The sequence below is a fragment of the Pseudomonas sp. NCCP-436 genome (genome assembly GCF_019656335.1).
GTDB lineage: Bacteria > Pseudomonadota > Gammaproteobacteria > Pseudomonadales > Pseudomonadaceae > Aquipseudomonas.
This window is the reverse complement of sequence record NZ_BPLZ01000005.1, coordinates 62719-87546: the sequence shown is the minus strand read 5'-3', so window position 1 is coordinate 87546 and position 24828 is coordinate 62719. Positions and strand designations below refer to the sequence as shown.

The window sequence follows — 24828 nt, the reverse complement described above, 5'->3', positions numbered from 1 at the left end:
TCATGAACCACAAGGCCGATGCGGTTTTCGTGCCGCTGAACATTGCCGTGCTGACTGTCAGTGATACCCGCTCGATGGAGACCGACACTTCCGGGCGGCTTCTGGTCGAACGCCTGAGTGGCGCCGGCCATCGACTGGCGGCGCGTGTCCTGCTCAAGGATGATCTTTACCGTATCCGTGCCCAGGTGGCTGCCTGGATTGCAGAGGACGAGGTGCAGGTGGTGCTGATTACCGGTGGTACCGGCTTTACCGGGCGCGATAGTACGCCAGAGGCTGTGAGCTGCTTGCTGGACAAGCAGGTTGATGGCTTCGGTGAGTTGTTCAGGCAGATTTCCGTGGCCGACATCGGCTCGTCCACCATTCAGTCGCGGGCTTTGGCCGGCCTGGCCAACGGCACCCTGGTATGTTGTCTGCCAGGCTCGACCAATGCCTGTCGCACGGCCTGGGACGGCATTCTTGTCGAGCAACTGGATGCTCGCCATCGTCCCTGCAACTTCGTTCCTCAGCTCAAGGCCGTGGCTGCATGCGAGACGCGCGGATGAGTGGTTGCGATCAGCCTGGCCTGCTACCCCTGGAGCAGGCTCTGGAGCGTTTGCTGGCTCTGGCCGATTCGAGTCGGGTAACCGAGGTCGAGACTGTTGAGCTGTCCCGGGCTGCTGGCCGAGTACTGGCCGAGCCGCTGCTTGCAACACTGGATCTGCCACCCTGGGATAACAGCGCAATGGATGGCTATGCGCTGCGTCTGGACGATTGGCACGGCCAGTCTCTGCCGGTCAGCCAGCGCATCCTTGCCGGGGCAGCGCCTGCTCCGTTGGCAGCAGGTAGCTGTGCACGCATCTTTACCGGTGCTCCGCTGCCGGAAGGCGCTGATACCGTGGAAATGCAGGAGAACGTCGAGCTCGATGATGCTGGGCGGGTGATCTTTCGCCAACCGCTCATGCGTGGGCAGAATGTCCGTGCCCGTGGCCAGGAAACGCGCAGTGGCGACTGCGTGTTGCCTGCTGGTACCCGGCTGGGGCCTGTCGAACAGGGCCTGGCTGCTTCGCTGGGTGTTGCACGCCTGCAGGTATGCCGGCCACTGAAGGTGGCGGTGCTATCTACAGGCGATGAGCTGGTTGAACCAGGTTTGCCACTCGGGCCGGGGCAGATTTACAACAGCAACCGACTGCTGCTGATTAGCTGGCTGGAGCGTTTGGGCTGTCAGGTGGTGGACGCAGGCATCGTGCCGGACGACCTGTCGCGCACGCGGCAGGTGCTGGCAGATCTCGGGGCGGTGGACCTGATCCTTTCCAGTGGTGGTGTTTCCGTCGGTGAGGCTGATTTTCTCGGTGTGGCGCTGCGTGAAGCAGGCGAGCTGGCGCTGTGGAAGCTGGCGATCAAGCCGGGTAAGCCGCTGACGGTCGGCCATTTTCAGGGTGTGCCGGTAATCGGCCTGCCAGGCAACCCGGCCTCTACGCTGGTGACCTTCGGTCTGCTGGCACGACCTTACCTGTTGCGCCGACTGGGCGTGAGCAGGGTCGAGCCGTTGGCGTTCGAGGTGCCGGCCGGTTTCGCCTGGTCGCGGCCTGGCAAACGTCGTGAGTATCTGCGGGCACGGCTGGAAAATGGTCGTGCGGTGCCCTATGCCAACCAGAGTTCGGGAGTGCTGCGCAGCGCTGCCTGGGCCGAGGGACTGGCTGAGGTTGTTGAAGGACGGGAGCTGGCCGAGGGCGACAGGCTGCGTTTCATCCCACTGAGCGAAATACTGGGCTGAGTAGCGCACATCTTGCTGATCAAGGCGTGTTAGATGTTCCTTGCGTCGGTGTGGGTCACACAAAACAGCGATAGAATTTGCAAATCGACTTCATAGAAGGCATAGTCGGCAGCTTGTGAATTCCATCGACACGGTCGTGCCCATGCTAAAACGCTTCGCACCCCTCGTGCCTCTTGCGCTCGCAGCCATGCTTGCCGCCTGTGCGGTTCAGCCACAGCAGCCTCTGGTGATGCAGGCGCCGGTTGAGCTCCAATCGCCTTCGATCAGCCTACAGGTCGAACCTGCCGACGAAGAAGTCGGTGAGCTGATGAACGATGAACCCTATGAGATGCCGCAGTTGGCTGACAGCTTGCTGGAGCTTGGTCGCTCATTGATCGGTACTCGTTACCGCTACGGTGGCACCTCGGTGCAGTCGGGCTTCGACTGCAGCGGTTTCATCGGCTACCTGTTCCGTGAGGAAGTCGGTCTGGAGCTGCCGCGCTCCACGCGAGAGCTGATCAAGCTGGATGCGCCCAAGGTGGCGCGTGCCGATCTGGAGCCTGGCGATCTGATTCTGTTCAATGATCGTGGTCGCGGCCGTGTCAGTCACGCCGGGATTTATCTGGGTGACGACCAGTTCATTCACTCCAGCAGCAGTCGTAGCGGCGGCGTACGTATCGACAGCCTCGATAACAGCTACTGGAAGCGTAGCTATCTGGAAGCCAAACGCGTATTGGCACTTGCACCGGTTGAGGAGCAGGGCGACACCAAGTCGCGCTGAATGCTACGCCAGTCGTGGCCGCCAAGGTTGCATGGTGTGCCGCGAGCCGGCAGAGTAAAGTGCATTCCGGCTTAGGATTGCTATGCCCATGGCTGTTATTTCTCGCCTTGCCCTCGTCTTTCTGTTGGTACTGCTTGGTGCCTGCTCCAGTCGCTCGCCGGCCCCTCAGTCTCCTCAGTTACCTGTTGCAACGCCCAGTGCTTACGTTGGTACGGCCGAAGATGTGCTGTTCCGCGCCCTGGGCTTGGTCGGAACGCCCTATCGCTATGGCGGCAATACTCCTGAGGGCGGTTTCGACTGCAGCGGTTTGATTGGCTACGTCTACCGCGATGCTGCGGGTATCAGTCTGCCGCGTTCAACTCGCGAACTGAGTTCTATGCGTGTTCCCTCCGTGCGGCGTGACTCTCTGCAGAGCGGTGATCTGGTGTTCTTCGCCACCAGTGGCGGACGGTCTGTCAGCCATGCCGGGATTTATGTTGGTGAAGGGCGCTTCGTCCATGCCCCTTCCAGTGGAGGTACAGTGCGTCTGGACAGCCTGGACAACAGCTATTGGCAGCGCGCCTATCTGGATGCCAGGAGGATCATTACGCCTGGTCTGGCACGCCATCCCTGATATCTGGCTGTCAGTCTCCAGGCTTGGCGTTGACGGGCAGTGTCACCGCCTTCTACCCTTCGAGCCGCTAGGATTCGCCGGGAAAATCAGTTCGAGACCGGCTTGCTGTGGATTTAACGCATCACGGAGGACGCTGCCCGGCTTTTCTTCCGCTGGCAGCGGGAGCGTATCTTTCTGCTTTTCACATGTTCTGATCTATATGGATGTCCGAGTGAGGTCGGTTGCTGCTGCGGCAGTGCGCTACGTGGGCATCCAAAGCACGGAAGTACTGCATGTATGATTGTGCCGGAAGGCTGGCCGCGAGCGCACTTCCGTCTCGGGGGAGTGTGATGGCATGAGTCTGTTTATGATTACCGCAGCTGGCATTACTCTGAATGCCGTGCTCGGTGGAGCGAGGCATGCTGATCTCCGGGAGCCGTTCGGGCGGTTGGCTGAACGCCTGGAGCAGCGTTTCAATCCGGCGGGTGGGGGCTGGCGTAGCCATGGTGTGACAGCCTGGTGTCTGGCGGTGCTGCCGCTGACCCTGATTACCTGGCTGTTGGTACACCTGACCGAATTTGGCTGGGCGCTGGAGATATTGGTCCTGTATTTCGCACTTGGTCTGCGCTCGCTGTACGGTAGCGCTCAAGTGTTGGCGCAGAGCTTGCGTCTGGGCTTTTCTTCTGAGGGAACTGGTCGGTTGCAGGAGAATACAGGTGCCGCATCTGCCGGTGTTGCGACAGTGCTGCAGCAGGGCTTCGACTCGGTATTTGCCGTGCTGTTCTGGTTTTTCATCGCAGGTGCGCCAGGGGTCGTGCTGTATCGCCTGAGCAGCGGTCTGGAGACGGCCTGGGGTGTCGCTAACCCACGTTGTGAGCGCTTCGGCTGGGCTGCGCTGAAGATTGCCCATGTGCTTGGTTATCTGCCGGCCAGGCTGACGGCTCTGAGTTATGCACTGCTTGGCCGAACCGCTCCCGCGCTACGCTGCTGGATGTGCCAGGCATCCGCCTGGCCGGGTGCCAACATCGGTCCGGTACTGGCGGCCGGCGCCGGAGCTCTCGGGGTGAGTCTGCAGGGGCTAGGGCAGGGACAGTCACCGCAGGCCCGTGACATCGAACGGGCGTTGAATCTGCTTGTCACCGGTATTGCACTGTGGCTGGTGTGCCTGCTGATTCTGGAGCTGTGGTTTGCCTGAGCATGAGGCCCGACAATTCCGTCGAAACACCTTATGAGGCGTGCCTTTCGAGTCCGGCAGTGGTGGGGTAGCTGTATTGAGCCGAGCCGCTGCAGGCGATGAACCATCGAATTCGGTGCTGGCCGGGCAGTATCTTCATGTCCGCAAGCTAATCCGATGTGGCAGATCAGGAACTGTTACGCCAACTCGATGCGCAGCTGTATGAGGACGAATGAGTAATGCGGGTATATACCTGTATGCATGTTGCCGACCCAGTGTCTTTGTACGCGCCTGCGCCGAGCCAGCCGCAAGGTGACCCGGACTTATGACGACGCGCTTATCGCCGTCGGGCTGGGGGCTGCCCAGTTTTCCCTGCTGCGCCATGTTCAGCGCCTTGGTCAGCCGAGCATCTCGGCGCTGGCTGAGGCGATGGGGCTGGATCGCAGCACTCTCGGACGCAATCTGCGGGTGTTGGCGGAGCAGGGACTGCTGCAGCTGGGGGAGGGGCGTGATATGCGTGCGCGTGAGGTGCGCCTCACCGATGCCGGCGTGCAGCGCATCGAACAGGCTGTGCCGCTGTGGGAACAGGCGCAGCAGGCGCTGGCCGGGCAACTGGGCGTTGAGCGTCATGCCGAGCTGATGAGGCTTCTTGAAGAACTGGCCTGAGTGCCTGAATAGTGTCTATCCGGTCGCAAGCGACCGCCTCTGGAGATACCGATGCCAACTGCATGGCGTTCATCCACCTGGCTGCTGCTTGGAGCCTCGCTGATCCTGGCGCTGTCGCTTGGCACGCGACATGGCTTCGGTCTGTTTTTGCCGCCGATGAGTGCGGAGTTCGGCTGGGGACGCGAAGTCTTTGCCTTCGCCATTGCCCTGCAGAACCTGATCTGGGGGTTGGTGCAGCCGATAACCGGTGCCTTTGCCGACCGCTTCGGTGCACGCAAGGCCATCGTTAGTGGCGGTCTACTGTATATGCTGGGGCTAGTGCTGATGGGGCTTTCCGATTCGCCTCAGTCCCTGTCGTTGAGTGCCGGCCTGCTGATTGGTATCGGTCTGTCCGGCACATCTTTTTCGGTCATCCTCGGGGTGGTTGGCCGGGCAGTTCCGCTGGAGAAACGCAGCATGGCCATGGGCATCGCTGCGGCCGCCGGCTCCTTCGGTCAGTTCGCCATGCTGCCGGGTACGCTCGGGTTGATCGGCTGGTTGGGCTGGTCCGCCGCACTGCTGGCGTTGGGGTTGCTGGTGGCGCTGATCCTGCCGCTGGCGGCAATGATAAGAGAGACGCCGATGCCGGCCAGCGGCGGAGTGGAGCAGACGCTTGGCGAGGCGCTGCGTGAGGCAGCCGGTCATTCCGGTTTCTGGCTGTTGGCGCTGGGCTTCTTCGTCTGTGGTTTTCAGGTGGTGTTTGTGGCTGTGCACTTGCCGGCCTACCTGGTTGACCATCACCTGCCGGCGCTTACCGGAACCACGGTGCTGGCACTGGTCGGTCTGTTCAATATCTTTGGTACCTACATCGCCGGCTGGCTGGGTGGACGCCTGTCCAAGCCGCGCCTGCTCAGTGCCCTGTACCTGCTGCGCGGTGTGGTCATCACGCTGTTTCTGCTGGCGCCGCTGACGCAGTGGAGTGCCTACCTGTTCGGTATTGCCATGGGGTTGCTATGGCTGTCGACGGTGCCTCTGACCAACGGCACGGTGGCTACGCTGTTCGGCGTGCGCAATCTGTCGATGCTTGGCGGCATTGTCTTTCTCTTCCACCAGCTAGGCTCCTTCCTGGGCGGCTGGTTGGGAGGCTACCTCTACGATCACACCGGTAGCTACGACCTGGTCTGGCAGATTTCCATCGCTCTGAGTGTGGTTGCGGCGGTGCTCAACTGGCCGGTTCGTGAAGTGCCGGTAGCTCGCTTGCAGGAAGCGGCGGCGTGAGTCGTTGGGTGTCGTGGCTGGCCGTCCTGGCGCTCGTTCTGGGGTTGCTGGCGCTGGCCTGGTGGGGCTGGCGCCAGGGTGGGCTGGCCTTGCTGCAGCTGGGTGTCGGTATCTGCTAGCTGCGCTCTTTGTTGGCCATCGGATCGGGCTCTAAGAGCCTGTAGTAACAGGCTCCAGCAAAAGATGATCAGAAGCGGTAGCTGAGTGCTGCGCCAAAGCCGTGAGCGCTATTGCGATAGCGTGCACGGTAGTCGCCGCGCGTTGGGCTTTGATGGGCTACGTTGACCGATTCTTCCTGCAGGTAGGAGTAGGCCAGATCCACGGTCAGATCCTGAGTCGGGCTCCAGCCGGCTCCCAGGCTGAAGATCGTGCGGTCGCCGGAGGGGATGCGTGGCGAGCGGTTGGTGTTGTTGATCGGCGACTGGTCAACGGCGAGGCCGGTGCGTAGCGTCCACTGCGGGTTCAGCCGATAGGACAGGCCCAGGGCATGCGCCCAGGTGTCATGCCAGTTTTGCTCTTCGGTGATGGTGGAAAGGTTCGCCGGGAGGGTGGTGGAATCATTCTCCACGCGGATTTCCTGGAATCGGCTCCAGCGCGTCCAGGTACTGCCGGCATGCAGGGTCAGCGCATCGGTCAGTTCGTGGGTCACCGAGAAGTCCACGGACTCGGGCGTGGTCAGGTCGAGACTGGCGTCATACTTGCCGGCAAGACCGGCCAGGGCGCCGCTGCCGGATACCCGGGTGTCGCCGTCGAGCTGGTATTTCACCCGTGAATGGTAGGTAAGGCCGACGCGGGTGGCGGGGCTGAATTCGTAGAGTACGCCGACATTGAAACCCACGGCGGTATCGTCACCGCGTACGCGAACCTTGCCGTCATTGCTGCCGGGGCTCAGTGGATTGAGCAGCGAGGAACTCAGTTCTCCCTCGATATGGTTGAAGGTAGGGCCGAAACCTACCGACAGCTTGTCGTTGAAGCGATAGCTCAGGGTCGGCTGGATTGTGATGACGCGTACGTAGCTCTTGTCTGCGTAGTACCGGCCCTGAAAGTTGCGCTCGTAGTCGGTCATCAGGCCAAACGGTACGTAGATGCCGAGGCCGAAGGCCACTTTGTCGTCCAGCGGTTTGACGTAGTAACCCATGGGTACGCCAGTGGTCGGCACCATGTCGCCATCGTTGCTGCCGCTCAGGGAGAGCGGGCCGACGCTGGCGTGGGGCTGGCGGATGTCGCTGCGAGCATGGATTGCTGCGGCCCCGGCGTAGATTTCGTCGCGCTTGAGGCGCGCCATACCGGCAGGGTTGCCGAACACCGTGCTGGCATCGTCAGCGGATGACGAGCGGCCAGCGAAGGAGGTGCCCATACCGGAGATGCTCTGTTCGTTGAGGGCGAAGCCGCTGGCCAGGCTATGGATGGAGAGGGTGCTGATGGCGATGGCCAGACCGGTCTTGAGGAGACGTTGGCTCACGGGGAAGCTCCTGTGGTGAGGCGAGGGGGCGCACGCTACAGGGTTTGTGGACTGCTGCCAAGTCGATAAAGTTCAGTAAAAAGTTAAGATTGTCTGACAATTTTCATGATCATGCTGGCATCTTGATGTTGTTCTGATGGCCGGGACGGCTTTGGTAAGTTTGTCCCTATGCTCAGACCGCATGCGCTGGAATGATTCTGCAGGCTAGTGGGCTGATTGCCCTGGCAGGCGTCGGTCGAGATGATGTGGCCTTGAAGGGATTAGAGATCGCTGGCAGTTATTGCCGTGGTAGTCGTGCGCAGCGCCGGGGCTGGGAGGGCAGGCAGAGTCGTCAAGCTGGTAGTCTGGCCAGAAGACTCTGCCGGGCTGCTCATTTTCATGGCTGCTGTGATCTTTTGGCGTTTAAGCCAGGTTTCACGGCGGAGTTTGTGGGTATGCCGGGTGGGCGATTGCAAGCAGGTGTCAATTGCCAGTGGCTACGGGGCGGGCCGGATCGGTGATCCACTCGCTCCAGGAGCCAGCATATAGTGGTGCCAGCGGGTAGCCGGCCAGGTTCATGGCGAACAGGTTGTGGCAGGCGGTGACGCCGGAACCACAATAAGCCACCAGGTTGTTCAGTGGTCGTTCGCCGCGCAGACGATCAAAGCGCTCGCGCAGGGCTTCGCGGGGAAGGAAGCGGCCATCGACTCCGAGGTTGTCGGTGAATGCCGCGCACTGTGCCCCCGGGATGTGTCCGGCCACCGGGTCGATAGGCTCCACTTCGCCGCGAAAGCGCGGCAGGGCGCGAGCATCGAGCAGTGTCAGGTCGCTGCTGCCCAGGCGCAGCAGCAGTTGCTCGGCGCTCAGCACCAGACTGTCGTCCGGGCTGGCGCAGAAGTCTCCGTTGCCGGCGGTTGGCGGCTGGCTGTCCAGTGTCAGGCCAGCCTCGCGCCAGGCCTTGAGGCCTCCGTCGAGCAGGTACAGGCCATCTCGTTTGCCCAGCCACAACAGCAGCCACCAGGCACGGGCGGCAAAGGCGCCGGGGCCGTCGTCATAGATCACCACCTGGCTGTCTGCGCGCAGTCCGCAGGCGCGCAGACGTTCGACCAGTGCGCTGGGGTCGGGCAGCGGATGACGGCCGGTGACACCACTAATCACCGGAGCCGACAGATCCTGTTCCAGATCGAGGAAATGGGCGCCCGGGATATGGCCGTCCAAATAGCTGCGGCGGCCGTAGGCCGGCTCTTCCAGAGCGAAGCGACAGTCGAGCAATATGAGATTGTTTTCACCCAGGCGCTGGTGAAGTTGTTCCGTGCTGATCAGCTGTGCCAATGGCATATTGCCTCCTGTGTCGTCTTAGGCTTTGCAGGCATCTTATCGCCTAGCCCGCCGTTTGATCTCCCGCCAAGAAGGAGCCCTGTGATGTTGAGTCTGCTACCTGCTTCACGCCATGCCAACCTGGCCCGGCGCGCCGGCGTTGCACTGGGGACGGTTGTCGTGACCCTGTATTTCTGCCTGCTGGTAATGGGCCGGGCCGTCCTCGGACGGCTGCGCCGAGAACACGTTGACCGTTACACCCGCGTCTGGTCGGCGGCGCTGCTGCGTCTGGTGGGGCTGCGTCTGACGGTGCAGGGCGACTGCCCGGACTTCAGTGACGGTCGACGTTATCTGATTCTGTGCACTCACTCCAGTCATTACGACATTCCGGTCAGCTTTGTCGCGCTACCGGGCTCGATCCGCATGCTGGCCAAGAGCGAGCTGTTTCGCATTCCTTTTCTCGGTCGGGCCATGCGCATGGCCGAATTCCCATTCGTGGCCCGGCACAACCCTCAGCAGGCGCGTCGTGATCTGGAGCTGGCGCGCCAGATGATGGAAAGCGGTATCGTGCTGTGGGCCGCGCCGGAAGGCACGCGTTCGCCTGACGGGCGTTTGCAGCCATTCAAGAAGGGATGTTTTCACCTGGCCTTCGATACTGATGCGGTCATCGTTCCAGTGGCTATCCGCGGCATCCATCAGGTATTGCCGGCGCGAACCTGGAGGTTGAACCTGAATCAGTCGGTGCAGTTGGCCATTGGCGCTCCCATCGATACCTGTCGCTACAGCCGGGATGACATGGCCGCGCTGATGGACGACACCCGTCAGACTATGCAGCAGTTGTTGAGCGAAGGAGAGACAAGGGTAGAGACGCAGCCCTTTGAAGTCGAGATGATCGAAAATAGGGCGAAATAGCGTCTATTTTTGGTGCGACATAGCCCGCTTCTGAGCGGGGTTTGATGTGCTCTTGCAGGTCGTGGCACTAAAAAGTTTCATTAAGGCGACATTTTGATCTGTTTTGGGGCTTGCTCGCCTGCTAAAGTGCCGGCCACTTTGTCTCCGTGCTGTCGAGGTGCCGCATGTCGTTGTCTGTCGATTCTTTTCTGTCGCGCGTGAAGCAGCGTGATCCGGATCAGCCCGAATTCCACCAGGCGGTGGAAGAGGTGGTTCGCAGTCTGTGGCCTTTCCTCGAAGCCAACCCGCGCTATCGCGAGGCCGGCATTCTCGAACGCATGGTCGAGCCGGAGCGCGTCATTATGTTCCGTGTGCCCTGGGTCGACGACCGTGGCCAGGTGCAGGTCAATCGTGGCTATCGCATCCAGATGAACAGTGCCATCGGTCCGTACAAGGGCGGCTTGCGCTTCCATCCCTCTGTCAACCTCGGGGTGCTCAAGTTTCTTGCCTTCGAGCAGGTCTTCAAGAACTCCCTGACCTCGCTGCCCATGGGCGGCGGCAAGGGTGGCTCGGACTTTGATCCCAAGGGCAAGAGCGAGGGTGAGGTGATGCGCTTCTGCCAGTCGTTCATGAGTGAGCTGTACCGGCACATCGGGGCCGACCTTGACGTTCCGGCCGGTGACATCGGCGTTGGTGGTCGCGAGATCGGCTATCTGTTCGGCCAATACAAGCGCCTGTCCAACCAGTTCACCTCGGTGCTGACCGGCAAGGGCCTGAGCTATGGCGGCAGTCTGATCCGTCCGGAAGCCACAGGTTACGGTTGTGTGTATTTTGCCGAGGAAATGCTCAAACGCATCGACCAGGGTTTCTGCGACAAACGTGTGGCGATCTCCGGTTCCGGCAATGTGGCGCAGTACGCCGCACAGAAGGTGATGGAGCTGGGCGGCCGGGTCATCTCGCTGTCCGATTCCGAAGGTACCCTGCACATCGAGGCTGGTCTGAGCGAGGAGCAGTGGCACTACCTGATGGAGCTGAAGACCGTGCGTCGCGGACGACTGAAGGAAATGGCCGAGCATTATGGCCTGCCGTTCCTTGCGGGCCAGCGGCCCTGGGGGCTGGCATGCGACATCGCACTGCCGTGTGCGACGCAGAACGAACTCAACGGTGAGGATGCGCGTACCCTGCTGAAGAACGGTTGTATCTGTGTGGCCGAGGGGGCCAACATGCCCTCGACTCTGGAGGCGGTGGATCTGTTCATCGAGGCCGGCATCTGCTACGCGCCGGGCAAGGCTTCCAACGCCGGCGGTGTGGCCACCAGCGGCCTGGAAATGAGCCAGAACGCCATGCGCCTGCACTGGAGCGCCGGCGAGGTGGACGAGCGTCTGCATGGCATCATGCAGAACATCCACTACGCCTGCATGCACTATGGTGAGGAGGACGGCCGTATCAACTACGTCAAGGGCGCCAACATCGCCGGCTTCGTCAAGGTGGCCGATGCCATGCTGGCTCAGGGCGTGGTCTGATTCGCCCGGAGGACTAGAAGAGCCCCGGCTATGCCGGGGCTTTTTGTCAGTGCAGCTGCAGGCGACCGATGCGGTCGTTGTCCAGACTACCGAAGTACAGCTGATCGCCGACCGGCTTGACCGAGGTGATCATGCGCAGGTGGGTGCCGCTGGGATCGTGCAGGCTGCGCACGATGCTGCCGTTCTCGTCCAGAGCAATCACCAGGCCATAGGGTTTAGCTTTCGGCCACATGAAACGTGGCAGCTTGGCCAGTTGTGCCTTGAGCCAGGGGTGGCGTTGGAGGAAGTCGGCATCGGCCTTGCGTGGCGAGGGCAGGGCGACCCAGAAGGTGCCCTGGCGGTCGCCTTGCAGGTTGTCCGGCAGGCCGGGCAGGTTGTCGATGAACACCTCATGCTGGCCTGCCTTGTCGCCCTTGAGCCAATAGCGGGTGATGCGGTAGCGATAGGTTTCATTGACCAGTACGAAGTCCTCGTTGGCCGACAAGGCTACGCCGTTGGCAAAGTACAGATTCTTGAGCAGTACGCGGGTTTTGCCGCTGACCGGATCGAAGGCAAGCAGGCGACCGTGTGGACGGGCTTCCAACAGGTCGAGCAGGTAGTCCGGCTGCTGGAAGCGTGAGGAGGCGTCGCTGAAGTAGATGGTGCCGTCGCTGGCGATATCCAGGTCGTTGGTGAAAGCGAAGGGCATGCCTTCGGCCTCGGTGCTCAGCACCTGAATCGCGCCCTGTGGATCAATGCGCAGCAGACCCTTGTAGGCGTCGGCGACGATCAGGTTGCCTGCGGCATCGAAGTCCATGCCCAGCGGGCGGCCGCCGGTGTCGGCGAAGGTCTCCAGACTGCCGTCGGCCAGCAGGCGGATGATGCCCCCGTTCTGCAGGCTGGCGTAGATACGGTTGTGGCCGTCTACTGCTGTGTCTTCCGGGCCGTGGATTTGCCTGCGGGCGAGCAGTTCGGCCTTCATTAGAGTGTCGTTGGGTTCCAGCACGCCGATCATGGCTGGCGGCTCGGGAGCTTGCCAGGACAGCGGGTCGATAGGGCTGGGTGTCAGGGTCAGATAGCCGATGACGGCCGCCAGCGGCAGAAGCAGCAGTTTCTTCATTGTTGTAATTCCCATGTACTGGTACCCGGCGGTTCAATCGGGCTCCGGGCGGCCAGCTTACCGGGAAGACCGGAGGCTGTCGGTAGTGGATTGAGCGGATGAATGTCCGGCATCCTTCCCAGGCATATATACTGCGCGCCATTGTTGATGGGAGAGCCGCGTGGCCAACGACATTCACTGGATTCTCGACGATGCCAGCCTGGCCGAGCACTGTGCGGCCTGGCTGGCGCAGCCCTTCGTCGCGCTGGACACCGAGTTCATGCGCGTGGATACCTTCTATCCTGTGGCCGGCCTGCTGCAGGTCAGCTGCGGCGCTCAGGCCTACCTGATCGATCCGCTATCGATCGGTGACTGGTCACCCTTTGCCACACTCCTGCAGGCGCCGGAAGTGATCAAGGTGCTGCACTCGTGCAGTGAGGATCTGGAGGTGTTCCTGCGCCTGACTGGCGTGCTGCCGAGCCCGCTGTTCGATACGCAGCTGGCTGCCGGCTATCTCAATATCGGCTTCTCCATGGGCTATTCGCGGCTGGTGCAGGCGTTGCTGGGCATCGAGCTGCCGAAGGGGGAAACCCGTTCAGACTGGCTGCAGCGTCCGCTTTCCGAACTGCAGGTACGCTACGCTGCGGAGGACGTGCTGCATCTGGTGGAGATATACCGGGCTCTGGAGACGCGCCTGTCGCGGCAGAAGTTCGACTGGGTGCTGGAGGACGGTGCCGAGCTGGTGGCCAATCTGGGGAGCGAGAGTGATCCGCTGGAGGCCTGGCGCGAAGTCAAGCTGGCCTGGCGCCTTGGATCTCAACAACTGGCTGTGCTGCGTGTGCTGTGTGCCTGGCGCGAGCGTGAGGCGCGCACCCGTGACCTGCCACGCAACCGCATCCTGCGCGAGCATTCGCTGTGGCCACTGGCGCGTACTCAGCCGGACAATCTGGCGGCTCTGGCGCGTATCGATGACATGCACCCGCGAACCGTGCGACAGGATGGCGAAACCCTGCTGCAATTAATCCGTGAGGCTGCCGCGTTGCCTCCGGAGCAGTGGCCACAGCCACTACCTGAGCCACTCCCCCTGGAAGCTGCGGCGATACTGAAGAAACTGCGTGCGATTGGTCAGCGTGAGGCCGAGCGGCTGGATATTGCGCCAGAGCTGATGCTGCGCAAGAAGAGCCTGGAGGCGTTGCTCAAGAGCGGTTATCCCGATGGGCCTTACCAACTGCCCGATTCGCTGCGAGGCTGGCGCCGGGAGCTGATGGGGCAGGCTCTGCTCGACTTCCTCGCGAAGCGCTGATCCGTCCGGTCATTCAAGGCCCTGCAGGCCATCGAAGGAGAAAATCTGCGTGAAACGCATCTGTTCCATTTACAAGAGTCCACGTAAGAACGAGATGTACCTTTACGTGCTCAAGGCCGAAGCACTGAGCCGCGTGCCAGAGGGCCTGCTGGCGCTGTTCGGGCCGCCGGTGCATGCCTTTGACCTGGTGCTGACGCCGGAGCGCAAGCTGGCGCGTGAGGATATCGGCCAAGTGCTGGAGAACCTCGAGAAACAGGGCTATCACCTGCAGATGCCGCCACCGGAGGATGAGTACATCCAGCACCTGCCGGACGAACTGTTGCGCCGCAATGACCCGGTGTAAGTCATGCGACTGCTGATTGCCGAACAGGATCACGCCATCTACGCGCAGCGGCTCTCCGCCATCCGTGCAGATCTGCAGTGTGTGGCTGCCTGTGATAGTGAAATCCTGGAGGCGCAGGCTGCGACATGTGAGGTATGGCTGGGGGAACCGAGCCTGCTGGCACCACTGTTGCGTCAGGGGTTGCGCCCGCGTTGGTTACAGTCCACCTGGGCCGGGATCACGCCGCTGCTGGCTGACGACTTGCCGCGCGACTACCGACTGAGCCGTGCGGTGGGGATTTTCGGTCAGGTCATGGCCGAGTATGTGCTGGGCCATATGTTGGCCCATGAACGGCGTCTGTTCGCTCGCCTGCAGTCGCAGATCGAGCAGCGCTGGGACAACAGTCTGCCGCGCAGCCTGAACGGGCGGCGGGTGCTGATCGTTGGCTGCGGCGACATCGGCCAGCGTGTGGCCGAATTTCTTCTGCCATTCGGGGTGTTGCTGCGTGGCATTGCCAGCCAGCCGCGCCGGCAGGTGCCGTTCAGTGAGGTGACGGGGCTTGAATCACTGGCTGAGCAGGTCGGTTGGGCCGACTACGTGGTCAATCTGCTGCCGGATACCCCGGCCACGCGCGATATCTACGATGCTGCGTTGTTGGCATGTTTCCGCCCCGAGGCGCTGCTGATCAACTCCGGGCGTGGCACGGCGGTGGTGGAGGCGGATCTGGTCGCAGCGCTGGAACGGCAGCAGTTGGCCGGCGCGGTGATTGATGTCTGCCGCGAGGAGCCTCTGCCACCCGGCCATCCGTTCTGGACGGCGCCGCGTCTGTTGCTGACCGGGCACAGCTCGGCACCTACTGATCCGGCGCTGATGACTGAGCTGTTTCTCGACAATCTGGCGCGCTGGCAGAACCGGCAAGCGCTGCGCGGTGAAGTGGATTTCGCCCGCGGTTACTAGGTTTCGTACGAAACGAAGCCTCATCGAGCGCAGGCGCGTTTCGTACCGAGCCTGGCTGTCGGCATCAGCGAAAAGCCCCGGAGAGTCCGGGGCTTTTCGCTTCCACTCAGGCGTCGCGGCGGTGTACCGATACGCCGGCGGCGAAGGTTTCCTTTACGGCACGGTCGTCGCCAAGCATGGTCAGGGCAAACAGACGTTCCTCCAGACTGCGGGCCTGCTGCATGCGGTAACTCATCAGCGGCGTGGCGTTGTAGTCGAGCACCACGAAGTCGGCGTCCTTGCCCGGCAGGAAGTTGCCCAGGCGGTCGTCCAGATACAGTGCGTTGGCACCACCCAGGGTTGCCAGGTACAGCGATTTGAACGGGTCGAGCTTCTTGCTCTGCAGCTGCATCACCTTGTAGGCCTCGTTGAGCGATTGCAGCTGGCTGAAACTGGTGCCGGCGCCCACATCTGTGCCCAGGCCGACGCGCACACCGTGCTGCTCCAGCTTGTTCAGATTGAACAGGCCGCTGCCGAGGAACAGGTTGGAAGTGGGGCAGAAGGCCACTGCCGAGCCAGTCTCCGCCAGACGCTTGCACTCGTCGTCGCACAGATGCACGCCATGGGCGAACACCGCGCGTGGGCCGGTCAGCTTGTGATGATCGTAGACGTCGAGGTAACCCTTGCGCTCCGGGAACAGTTCCTTGACCCACTCGATTTCCTTGCGGTTCTCGGACAGGTGGGTGTGCATATACAGATCCGGATATTCCCGCAGCAGCTTACCGGCCAGATCCAGCTGTTCCGGCGTGCTGGTGGGGGCAAAGCGCGGGGTGACGGCGTAGTGCAGACGGCCCTTGCCGTGCCAGCGCTCGATCAGCGCCTTGCTTTCGGCGTAACCGCTTTCTGCCGTATCGGTCAGGTAGTCCGGAGCGTTGCGATCCATCAGCACCTTGCCGGCGATCATGCGCAGGTTCAGTGCCAGGGCCGCCTCGAAGAAGGCGTCTACCGACTGCGGGTGCACGGTACCGAATACCAGTGCGGTGGTGGTGCCGTTGCGCAGCAGTTCGTTGAGGAAGATCGCCGCCACGTCCGCCGCATGGGACTTGTCGGCGAACTGCCGCTCGGTAGGGAAGGTGTAGGTATTGAGCCAGTCGAGCAGCTGTTCGCCGTAGGAGGCGATCATGCCGGTCTGCGGGTAGTGGATATGGGTGTCGATGAAGCCGGGGGTGATCAGCGCATCGCGGTATTCCTGGATATCCACCCCGTTCAGCTTCGGCAGCAGGCTGGCGGCCTCACCAACCTCGGCAACCTGGCCGTTCTCGATCAGCAGGATGCCGTCCTCGAAGTACTGGTAGGACGACTCGATGCCTGCCACCGCCGGATCGGCAAGGCTGTGCAGGATGGCGGCGCGGTAGGCTTTGCGGGTGGTGCTCATGGTTATTCGGATCTCATGCGTGGGGTGCGCTGTGCGAACCCGTTTCGGTCAGTGTACGGAGGGCTCAGGCGCGGCGCGAGCCGGGCAGCAGACGGGCGACGGCGGACTCGCCCTTATTCACTTCCTGGCCGAAGTTGGCGTTGTAGGTGGCGATCACTTCGCCGGCGATGGATACGGCAATTTCCGCAGGCAGTTTGCCTTTGACCTCGGCCAGGCCCATGGGGCAGCGCATGCGTGCCATCAGTAGTTCGTCGAAGCCGCGTTCGCGCAGGCGGTGTTCGAACTTGACGCGCTTGGTTTTCGAGCCGATCAGGCCGTAGTAGGCGAAATCGCCGCGTTTGAGAATTGCTGCCGTCAGTTCCAGGTCGAGCTGGTGATTGTGGGTCATGACGATGAAGTAGCTGCCGGGTGGCATGTTCTCCACCTCGTCGACTACCTCGTCATTGACGATCTTTTCCACGCCGGCAGGAACCTGCTCGGGGAATTCGTTCTCCCGTGAGTCGATCCAGCGCACCTTGCACGGCAGGTTGGCGAGCAACAGCACCAGCGCGCGGCCGACGTGGCCTGCGCCGAACACGGCGATCTGCGCCTGAGGCTGGCCCATCGGCTCGAACAGCAGAACGGTGGCACCGCCGCAGCACTGGCCGAGGCTGGCACCCAGGGAGAAGCGCTCCAGGCGGGTATCCTGGCTACGGCTGGCGAGCATTTCGCGGGCGATTTCCATGGCCTTGTATTCCAGATGGCCGCCACCGATGGTTTCGAAGATACGCTCGGCGGTGACCACCATCTTCGAGCCGGAGTTGCGCGGCGTTGAGCCGCGCTCCTCGATGATGGTTACCAGAACGCAGGCTTCACCCTTTTGCTGCAGCTCGGCGAGTGCGCTGATCCAGTTCATTTGCTCAGTCTCCAGCTCGGAGTGGTCTGGCCCGGGCGCGGCAGGCGCCAGTTGCTCGGCGACGGATCGAGAATCGGTACCGGCGTCGGGCGTGCGGGCGGGTTATTCGGTTCGGTGTGTTTTGTCATTGTTGTACACCTGCTTTGTTTCTCATTCACGCCCCTGGTGGATGACGCTGCGCGGTTGTCCACCCTACGAACCTCGGCAGCCCGTAGGGTGGATGTCGATCTTTACATCCAGCGGGGCGGTCTTTGGCGTTACGCCGGTTCAACCTCGGCAGCGTTGGTCGCCTTGCTGGCAGCTTTCAGCTTGCGCATCTGCTCCACACCCCAGAGCACGCGCTCAGGGGTGGCAGGGGCGTCGATCTGCGGTTGCACCTTGTAGTCGGCCAGGCTGGCCACGGCGTCCTTGAGGGCGCACCAGGCGGCGATGCCGAGCATGAACGGCGGCTCGCCGACGGCCTTGGAGTGGAATACGGTGTCTTCCGGATTCTTGCGGTTTTCCACCAGTTTCACCCGCAGGTCGATGGGCATGTCGGCTATGGCCGGGATCTTGTAGCTGGCCGGGCCGTTGGTCATCAGCCGGCCCTTGTCGCTCCACACCAGCTCCTCGGTGGTCAGCCAGCCCATGCCCTGGACGAAAGCCCCCTCGACCTGGCCGATGTCGATGGCCGGGTTCAGTGAGTCGCCCACGTCATGCAGGATGTCGGCGCGCAGCATGCGGTATTCGCCGGTCAGGGTATCCACTAGCACTTCCACGCAGGCCACGCCGTAGGCGTAGTAGTAGAAGGGGCGGCCGGCGGCCTTGTCGCGGTCGTAGTAGATCTTCGGTGTACGGTAGAAACCGGTCGAAGACAGCGATACCTGGCCGAAGTAGGCTTTCTGGATCATTTCCTCGAAGGAAAGGAAGTGGTCGCGCACACGCACCTGACCGTTGCGGAACTCGACGTCTTCCGGGGTGACCCGGTACTCGCGTACGAGGAAGTCCACCAGGCGCTGCTTGATGGTTTCGGCCGCATTCTTCGCCGCCATGCCGTTGAGGTCGGCGCCGCTGGAGGCTGCGGTGGGCGAGGTGTTGGGCACCTTGTCGGTGTTGGTGGCGGTGATCTGGATGCGCGAGATGTCCACCTGGAACACTTCGGCCACGACCTGCGCGACCTTGGTATTGAGGCCCTGACCCATCTCGGTGCCACCATGGTTCAGGTGGATCGAGCCGTCGGTGTAGATGTGAATCAGCGCACCGGCCTGGTTGAGGAAGGTGGCGGTGAAACTTATACCGAACTTCACCGGAGTCAGCGCCAGGCCTTTCTTCAGTACCGGGCTGTTGGCGTTGAAGGCACGGATTTCCTCACGGCGTTTGGCGTACTCGGCGCTTTCCTCAAGTTCGGCAGTCATCTCGTGGATGACGTTGTGTTCTACGGTCTGGTGGTAGTGGGTGACATTGCGCTCGGTCTTGCCGTAGTAGTTGAGCTTGCGCACCTCCAGCGGATCCTTGCCCAGATGGCGAGCCACAGCGTCCATCACTTCCTCAATGGCGACCATGCCCTGCGGGCCGCCGAAGCCGCGGTAGGCGGTGTTGGAGGCGGTGTTGGTCTTGCAGCGATGGCCGTTGATGGTGGCATTGCCGAGGAAGTAGGCGTTATCCGAGTGGAACATTGCACGGTCGACGATGGAACCGGATAGATCCGGGGAGTAGCCACAGTTGCCGGCTAGGTCCATTTCGATGCCGCGCAGCAGACCGTCGTCGTCGAAACCCACTTCGTATTCGACATAGAAGGGATGACGCTTGCCGGTCATGCTCATGTCTTCCATGCGCGGCAGACGCATCTTGGTTGGCCGGCCGGTCAGGTGTGCGATCACAGCACACAGGCAGGCCGGGCCGGCAGCCTGGGTTTCCTTGCCGCCGAAACCACCGCCCATGCGACGCATGTCGATGACTATCTTGTTCATCGGTACGCCGAGCACTTCGGCTACCAGTTTCTGCACTTCGGTGGGGTTCTGCGTCGAGGTGTAGACCAGCATGCCGCCATCTTCTGTGGGCATCACCGAGGAAATCTGGGTTTCCAGATAGAAGTGCTCCTGGCCACCGATGTGCAGGGTGCCCTTCAGACGGTGTGGGGCGCTGGCCAGCCCGGCAGCCGAATCACCGATGCGGTGGGTGTGGCTGTCGAGCACGAAGTGCTTCTTGCGATAGGCCTCGACCACGTCGAGCACCGGTTCCAGATCCTCGTATTCGATGATCGCGGCCATGGCCGCCTTGCGTGCGGTCTCCAGGCTGTCGGCGGCAACCGCCAGCACCACTTGGCCGACATACTCCACCTTGCCATCGGCCAGCAGCGGGTCACCGGCGACCACCGGGCCGATATCCAGCTGGCCCGGCACATCATCCTTGGTGATGGCAATGGCCACCCCGGGGAACTGGTAGCAGGGGCTGGTATCGATACGCAGGATGCGCGCGTGGGCGCGATCCGACTGACGCGCGTAAACATGCAGTTGGTTGGGGAATTCTAGGCGGTCGTCGACGTAGACCGCTTCGCCGGACACGTGCTTGTCCGCGCTCTCGTGCTTGACGCTGCGGCCAACGCCAGTGGTCATGCCGGCGCGGAACAGTTCGGCCAGTTCAGCCTGGGATTTGTGTTCGATATGACTGGACATCTTCGCCTCCAAAACTTCGCATGCCGCCGGTGCGGGCCGGCGGCGTCTAAATTCACTGCGCCATCAGGCGTAAGCGGTAACCCGGGTCTCGATCTCGGGTGACTGCTGTTCCAGGAAGAACTTGCGCAGCAGGTTCTGGGCAGTGAGCAGGCGGTATTCCTTGCTGGCGCGGAAGTCGGTAAGCGGGGTGAAGTCCTCGCTAAGTGCCTCGCAGGCACGTTCGATCACGTCCGGATACCAGGCCGAACCGATCAGCGCGGCTTCACAGGCACTGGCGCGCTTGGGAATGCCAGCCATGCCGCCGAAGGCGATGCGGGCATCGCGCACCACGCCGTCCTCGATGGTCAGGTTGAAGGCTGCACACACGGCGGAGATGTCGTCGTCCAGGCGCTTGGAAACCTTGTAGGCACGGAAGGCCTGATTCGGTCGGGCACGCGGCACGATGATCTTCTCGATGAACTCACCTTCCTGACGAGCGGTGACCTTGTAGTCGAGGAAGTAGTCCTGTAGCGGCAGAATGCGCCGGCTGTTGCCCTGGCGCAGGGCGATCTGCGCGCCGAGGGCGATCAGCAGCGGCGGGGCGTCGCCGATCGGCGAGGCGTTGCCGATGTTGCCGCCCAGGGTGCCCTGGTTGCGGATCTGCAGGGAGGCGAAACGATGCAGCAGTTCGCCGAAGTCCGGGTAGTCGGCCGCCAGGGCCTGGTAGCAGTCGGTCAGTGTCGCTGCTGCACCGATCTCGATGGCCTCGTCGGTCACCTCGATACGCTTCATGTCCTCAATATGGCCGACGTAGATCATCACCGGCAGCTCACGGTGGAACTGGGTCACTTCCAGTGCCAGGTCGGTGCCGCCGGCGAGCAGGCGAGCCTGCGGATTGGCGACGTAGATCTCTGCCAGGTCGGCGACGGTCAGTGGTACCAGACAGCGCTTGTCGCCACTGTTGAGTTCAGCAGTCTCGCGCGGGGCAATGGCTTTGAGTTTGGCCACGGTGTCGCTCTCGAAGGCGTCGAACTGATCCGACTGCTTTTGGCGGCAGGCCTGTTCGGCGGCATCGATGATCGGACGGTAGCCGGTGCAGCGGCACAGGTTGCCGGCCAGAGCTTCGAGAGTCTGGCCCTTGTCGAAACCGTCGGAGTTCTTCTGCAGGGCGAACAGCGACATGATAAAGCCGGGGGTGCAGAAGCCGCACTGAGAGCCGTGGCAGTCAACCATGGCCTGCTGCACGCTGTGCAGTCTGCCCTGGTGCTTGAGATCTTCCACGGTGATCAACTGCTTGCCGTGCAGGCTGGAAACGAAGGTCAGGCAGGAGTTGAGGGTGCGGTAACGGACGCGATCGCCGTCCAGCTCGCCGACTACCACGGTGCAGGCGCCACAGTCGCCTGAGGCGCAGCCTTCCTTGGTTCCGGTCTTGCCGACGTGTTCACGCAGGTAATTGAGCACGGTGACGTTGGGATCCAGGGCATGCTCGGTGCGCAGCTCCCGGTTGAGTAAAAACTGGATCAAGGACGACCTCCAGGCGTTTTATTTTTATCGATTCAACTGGCTCACGGGGGCACGCAACGCAAACCCCGGGCGTGGTGGCCATGGTTGCAATCTAGAGTTTTCTGACTTTTGGGTCAACAAATATTTGACCTTTTGGTCAGTTGGTTGTCATTCACTTTGGTTATGAGCGTAGGCGAACACCCGCGCGCCGTTCGGGCCGTATGAGCACCGGGCGGGTTTGAAGGAGAACGGAGAGAGGCTGAGAAGGCCGCCTGTCGGTGGCAGGCGGCACTGGCGGGAGAGGGTTAGTGGCTGGCGCCGTCGGTGGGCAGGGCCAGCAGTTGCTTTTCCTGATTCCAGTCGAAGGGTTCGCCCTTTTCCTCGGCTTCGAAGCGACGCTCGTCGAGGGTCTGGTACAGGGTGATTTCTTCGTCAGGCATGAAATGCAGGCAGTCGCCGCCGAAGAACCACAGCAGGTCTCTCGGTACCAGATGGGCGATTTGTGGGTAGCGGTGGAAGATCTGGCTGATCAGATCCTGGCCCAGATACTGGCTGGCGAGCGGGTCGCGCGGCAGCTCAGCAAGCAGTTCGTCGTAGCGTTCGAGAAACAGGTCGTGGCTGTCGTCGAGCACCTGTTCGGCGTCGCCCAGGGCGACCAGAATGCCGCGAAGGTGCTTGAGCAGGGCAAGGTGGTGTTCGAGATGGCTGGCCATGGCGGGCTTCCTGTTGGCTGGAACGGGCGCAGGAGTATAGAGATCCTGGCGCCCGCTGTCCTGTTTCCGGGCGATGGTTTCAGCGCACCTGGCCAGGGGCAAGGGTGAGCTCATCGTGGGCAAAGTCATCGACATCGATGACCCGACGTCGTGCCGCCTCAGCCTCTTGCAGGCGTTGTCCCGCTTCGGTCTCGAGGATGCCGGCAGCAATAGCTGCTGCGATGGCGTCCTGGCCGGGGGGCGGGCGCAGGGTGCCGTCACGCAGGGCCTGGCTCAAACGTTTGCGAGCATCCTCGCTGGCCTGTAGCAGGCTTAGCGCATGCTGCAGGGCGCCCACTGCGTCCTGTTCTGCCTGCGGCCGGTAGCACCCTTCCAGAAGAAGCTCCAATGCTGGATCGCCGGCCGGGCGACCGATGATGGCCGCCACTTCTGCATCCAGCGAATCGTCCGGGCCCTTGTGGCAGCGGCCGAGCGGGAACACCAGCAGCTTGAGCAGGCAAGCGAAGGGACGGCTGGGGAAATTGTCGAGTAGATCGGCAAGCCCCTGCTCGGCGCATTGCAGGTTTTCTTCCAGTGCCCAGCGCACCAGTGGCCGTATGGTCTCGGGGTAGTCCAGATCGTGATAGCGCTTGAGTGTGGCCGAAGCCAGATAGAGATGGCTGAGTACGTCACCGAGTCGAGCGGAAAGCCGTTCGCGGCGTTTCAGTTCGCCACCGAGCAACAGCATGCTGCTGTCGGCGCACATGGCAAAGGCGGCAGCCAGACGGTTTAGTGCGCGGAAGTAGGATCGGCTGAGATCGTCCCCCGGAACCATTCCCAAGTGTCCGCGGCCCAGCCCCAGCAGCAGGCTGCTGGCGGCGTTGCCGATAGCGAAGCCGATATGCTTCAGCAGCAGTTGGTCGAAGTCGGCCAGTGTCTGTTCGTTGTCTTCACGACTGGCCAACTGCATTTCCTGGAGTACGTAGGGGTGGCAGCGGATGGCACCCTGGCCGAAGATCATCAGATTGCGTGAGAGGATATTGGCACCTTCGACGGTGATGAAGATCGGCGCAGCTTGCCAGAACCGAGCCAGGTAATTGTTTGGGCCCATGATGATGCCCTTGCCGCCATGCACGTCCATGGCGTGTCGGATACAGTCGCGCCCACGCTCGGTAAGGTGGTACTTGAGAATGGCCGAAAGCACCGAAGGCTTCTCGCCCAGATCCACCGCGTTGGCAGTGAGGATGCGCGCGCTGTCCATCAGCCAGGCATTGCCGACGATTTGTGCCAGTGCCTCCTGAACACCCTCGAAGGCAGCCAGCGGTGCGTTGAACTGCTCGCGCAGGCGGGCGTACTGTCCGGTAGTGAGGCTGGTGAACTTGGCGGCGCCGGTGCCTACCGCCGGTAGTGAAATGGAGCGGCCGACGGATAGACAGTTCATCAGCATCATCCAGCCCTTGCCCAGGTACTCCGGGCCTCCAATCAGGTAGTCCAGCGGGATGAACACGTCCTTGCCGGAGTTGGGGCCGTTCATGAAGGCCGCGCCCAGCGGCAGGTGGCGGCGGCCAATCTCCACTCCGGGGGTATTGGTAGGCACCAGAGCCAGACTGATGCCCAATTCTTCCTTATCACCCAGCAGGTGATCCGGGTCATAGGCCTTGAAGGCCAGGCCGAGCAAGGTGGCTACCGGGCCAAGGGTGATGTAACGCTTTTCCCAGTTCAGACGCAGACCGATGATCTCCTCACCGTTCCACTGTCCCCTGCAGATGATGCCGGTATCCGGCATGGCACCGGCGTCGGAACCGGCCAAGGGGCCGGTTAGTGCAAAACAGGGGATTTCTTCACCGCGTGCCAGGCGTGGCAGATAGTGGTTGCGCTGCGCCTCGGTGCCGTAGTGCAGCAGTAGCTCGGCAGGTCCCAGGGAGTTGGGCACCATCACGGTTGAAGCCAGGTCGCCACTGCGGGTGGCCAGTTTCATTGCGACCTGTGAGTGGGCATAGGCGGAAAATCCCTTGCCGCCATATTGCTTGGGAATGATCAGGGCGAAGAAACCGTGTTGCTTGATGTGTTGCCAGGCCTTTTCCGGCAGATCCATCTGCTGACCCACCTGCCAGTCGCTGATCATGGCGCACAGTTCTTCGGTGGGGCCGTCGAGAAAGGCCTGTTCCTCTTCCGTCAATTTTGCCTTGGGGTAGGCCAGCAATTTGTCCCAGTCGGGACGGCCGCTGAACAGCTCGCCATCCCACCAGACGGTGCCGGCCTCAATGGCATCGCGTTCGGTTTCGGACATTGGCGGCAGTACGCGCTTGAACCAGGCCAGCAGCGGCCGGGTGAACAGTTGCCGGCGCTGGTCATGCAGCAGAACAAAGGCGGTCAGGGCGGCGGTGATAATCCAGAACACCAATTGCAGCCAGCCGGGAACCGGGCTGAACAGTGCCATAGCCAGCAAAAATACGGCGGTGATGCCTAGTGCCGGCAGGGCGGCGGTACGCCGGTGCGCGAGATAGGCAACACCGAGTAGTAAGGCCAGCAACCAGATAACTAGCATGTGTATTCCTCCATGAGCATGAGTGGGGCGGGCCGTGCCCGAGCATAGCCACATTTGGCAGCAGGAGCTGTGAGCTTGGCCGGATAGCCGTGAGCATGGCGCAATCGTC

General features: G+C 62.0%; 23 protein-coding genes. 13 read left to right on the top strand and 10 right to left on the bottom strand.

What is annotated here, in order from left to right:
• Nucleotides 1-2: 2 nt before the first annotated feature.
• The 8 genes from moaB to NCCP436_RS17635 all read left to right on the top strand — a co-directional run bounded on the left by moaB (nucleotide 3) and on the right by NCCP436_RS17635 (nucleotide 6321).
• Nucleotides 3-542 (top strand): molybdenum cofactor biosynthesis protein B, encoded by a 540-nt coding sequence (gene moaB / locus NCCP436_RS07610; RefSeq protein WP_220803386.1) that lies wholly within the window; start codon nucleotides 3-5, stop codon nucleotides 540-542.
• Entirely contained in the window at nucleotides 539-1753 is a 1215-nt protein-coding gene (gene glp, locus NCCP436_RS07605; protein WP_220803385.1) for a gephyrin-like molybdotransferase Glp, read from the top strand. The genes moaB and glp overlap by 4 nt, the downstream gene beginning before the upstream one ends.
• Before the next feature lie 142 nt (nucleotides 1754-1895).
• Nucleotides 1896-2513, top strand: a complete 618-nt coding sequence (locus tag NCCP436_RS07600; RefSeq protein WP_220803384.1) for a C40 family peptidase — start codon at nucleotides 1896-1898, stop codon at nucleotides 2511-2513.
• 88 nt (nucleotides 2514-2601) lie between these two features.
• Complete coding sequence (locus tag NCCP436_RS07595) at nucleotides 2602-3126, top strand: C40 family peptidase (RefSeq protein WP_220803383.1); 525 nt, start codon at nucleotides 2602-2604, stop codon at nucleotides 3124-3126.
• Nucleotides 3127-3460: 334 nt separating this feature from the next.
• Nucleotides 3461-4300, top strand: coding sequence for a regulatory signaling modulator protein AmpE (ampE, locus tag NCCP436_RS07590; protein ID WP_220803382.1), 840 nt, complete (start codon nucleotides 3461-3463; stop codon nucleotides 4298-4300).
• A 240-nt stretch (nucleotides 4301-4540) separates the two neighbouring features.
• The gene (locus NCCP436_RS07585) at nucleotides 4541-4945 is read left to right on the top strand and encodes a MarR family winged helix-turn-helix transcriptional regulator (RefSeq protein WP_220803381.1); all 405 of its coding nucleotides are present in this window, start codon (nucleotides 4541-4543) and stop codon (nucleotides 4943-4945) included.
• 51 nt (nucleotides 4946-4996) lie between these two features.
• Nucleotides 4997-6202, top strand: coding sequence for an MFS transporter (locus tag NCCP436_RS07580; RefSeq protein WP_220803380.1), 1206 nt, complete (start codon nucleotides 4997-4999; stop codon nucleotides 6200-6202).
• Nucleotides 6199-6321, top strand: a complete 123-nt coding sequence (locus tag NCCP436_RS17635; protein WP_259651467.1) for a hypothetical protein — start codon at nucleotides 6199-6201, stop codon at nucleotides 6319-6321. The genes NCCP436_RS07580 and NCCP436_RS17635 overlap by 4 nt, the downstream gene beginning before the upstream one ends.
• 68 nt (nucleotides 6322-6389) lie before the next feature.
• Here NCCP436_RS17635 and NCCP436_RS07575 read toward each other — a convergent pair whose 3' ends face one another.
• Together NCCP436_RS07575 and NCCP436_RS07570 are read right to left on the bottom strand one after the other, a co-directional pair.
• Complete coding sequence (locus tag NCCP436_RS07575; protein WP_220803379.1) at nucleotides 6390-7664, bottom strand: OmpP1/FadL family transporter; 1275 nt, start codon at nucleotides 7662-7664, stop codon at nucleotides 6390-6392.
• Nucleotides 7665-8126: 462 nt separating this feature from the next.
• Nucleotides 8127-8981, bottom strand: coding sequence for a sulfurtransferase (locus NCCP436_RS07570; RefSeq protein ID WP_220803378.1), 855 nt, complete (start codon nucleotides 8979-8981; stop codon nucleotides 8127-8129).
• Between the two features lie 84 nt (nucleotides 8982-9065).
• On the opposite strand from NCCP436_RS07570, the gene NCCP436_RS07565 reads away from it, so the two are divergent.
• Nucleotides 9066-9872, top strand: coding sequence for a 1-acyl-sn-glycerol-3-phosphate acyltransferase (locus tag NCCP436_RS07565; protein WP_220803377.1), 807 nt, complete (start codon nucleotides 9066-9068; stop codon nucleotides 9870-9872).
• A gap of 164 nt (nucleotides 9873-10036) precedes the next feature.
• Nucleotides 10037-11374 (top strand): NADP-specific glutamate dehydrogenase, encoded by a 1338-nt coding sequence (gdhA, locus tag NCCP436_RS07560; RefSeq protein WP_220803376.1) that lies wholly within the window; start codon nucleotides 10037-10039, stop codon nucleotides 11372-11374.
• 46 nt (nucleotides 11375-11420) lie between these two features.
• Here the strand turns inward: gdhA and NCCP436_RS07555 are convergent, their stop codons facing one another.
• Nucleotides 11421-12473 carry an SMP-30/gluconolactonase/LRE family protein gene (locus tag NCCP436_RS07555; RefSeq protein ID WP_220803375.1) on the bottom strand — a complete coding sequence of 351 codons (1053 nt, stop codon included), beginning with the start codon at nucleotides 12471-12473 and terminating at the stop codon, nucleotides 11421-11423.
• 160 nt (nucleotides 12474-12633) lie between these two features.
• On the opposite strand from NCCP436_RS07555, the gene rnd reads away from it, so the two are divergent.
• Genes rnd through NCCP436_RS07540 form a run of 3 tightly spaced genes read left to right on the top strand, consistent with a single transcriptional unit; the run spans nucleotide 12634 to nucleotide 15034 of the window.
• On the top strand, nucleotides 12634-13755 hold the full coding sequence (gene rnd, locus NCCP436_RS07550; protein ID WP_220803374.1) for a ribonuclease D: 1122 nt from the start codon (nucleotides 12634-12636) through the stop codon (nucleotides 13753-13755).
• A gap of 49 nt (nucleotides 13756-13804) precedes the next feature.
• Nucleotides 13805-14098: a YcgL domain-containing protein gene (locus tag NCCP436_RS07545; RefSeq protein WP_220803373.1), complete on the top strand. Its 294-nt coding sequence runs from the start codon at nucleotides 13805-13807 to the stop codon at nucleotides 14096-14098.
• A gap of 3 nt (nucleotides 14099-14101) precedes the next feature.
• Nucleotides 14102-15034, top strand: a complete 933-nt coding sequence (locus NCCP436_RS07540; RefSeq protein WP_220803372.1) for a D-2-hydroxyacid dehydrogenase — start codon at nucleotides 14102-14104, stop codon at nucleotides 15032-15034.
• Between the two features lie 106 nt (nucleotides 15035-15140).
• Here the strand turns inward: NCCP436_RS07540 and guaD are convergent, their stop codons facing one another.
• The 7 genes from guaD to NCCP436_RS07510 form a co-directional block, all read right to left on the bottom strand.
• Nucleotides 15141-16448, bottom strand: coding sequence for a guanine deaminase (gene guaD, locus NCCP436_RS07535; RefSeq protein WP_220803371.1), 1308 nt, complete (start codon nucleotides 16446-16448; stop codon nucleotides 15141-15143).
• A gap of 64 nt (nucleotides 16449-16512) precedes the next feature.
• On the bottom strand, nucleotides 16513-17343 hold the full coding sequence (gene xdhC, locus NCCP436_RS07530) for a xanthine dehydrogenase accessory protein XdhC (protein WP_220803370.1): 831 nt from the start codon (nucleotides 17341-17343) through the stop codon (nucleotides 16513-16515).
• The gene (locus NCCP436_RS17630) at nucleotides 17340-17471 is read right to left on the bottom strand and encodes a hypothetical protein (RefSeq protein WP_259651466.1); all 132 of its coding nucleotides are present in this window, start codon (nucleotides 17469-17471) and stop codon (nucleotides 17340-17342) included. The genes xdhC and NCCP436_RS17630 overlap by 4 nt, the downstream gene beginning before the upstream one ends.
• A 129-nt stretch (nucleotides 17472-17600) precedes the next feature.
• Nucleotides 17601-19997 (bottom strand): xanthine dehydrogenase molybdopterin binding subunit, encoded by a 2397-nt coding sequence (gene xdhB / locus NCCP436_RS07525; protein WP_220803369.1) that lies wholly within the window; start codon nucleotides 19995-19997, stop codon nucleotides 17601-17603.
• A 63-nt stretch (nucleotides 19998-20060) separates the two neighbouring features.
• Entirely contained in the window at nucleotides 20061-21500 is a 1440-nt protein-coding gene (gene xdhA / locus NCCP436_RS07520) for a xanthine dehydrogenase small subunit (RefSeq protein ID WP_220803368.1), read from the bottom strand.
• A 284-nt stretch (nucleotides 21501-21784) separates the two neighbouring features.
• On the bottom strand, nucleotides 21785-22192 hold the full coding sequence (locus tag NCCP436_RS07515) for a PA2817 family protein (protein ID WP_220803367.1): 408 nt from the start codon (nucleotides 22190-22192) through the stop codon (nucleotides 21785-21787).
• Nucleotides 22193-22271: 79 nt separating this feature from the next.
• Nucleotides 22272-24719 carry an acyl-CoA dehydrogenase gene (locus tag NCCP436_RS07510; RefSeq protein WP_220803366.1) on the bottom strand — a complete coding sequence of 816 codons (2448 nt, stop codon included), beginning with the start codon at nucleotides 24717-24719 and terminating at the stop codon, nucleotides 22272-22274.
• Between the last annotated feature and the right edge of the window lie 109 nt (nucleotides 24720-24828).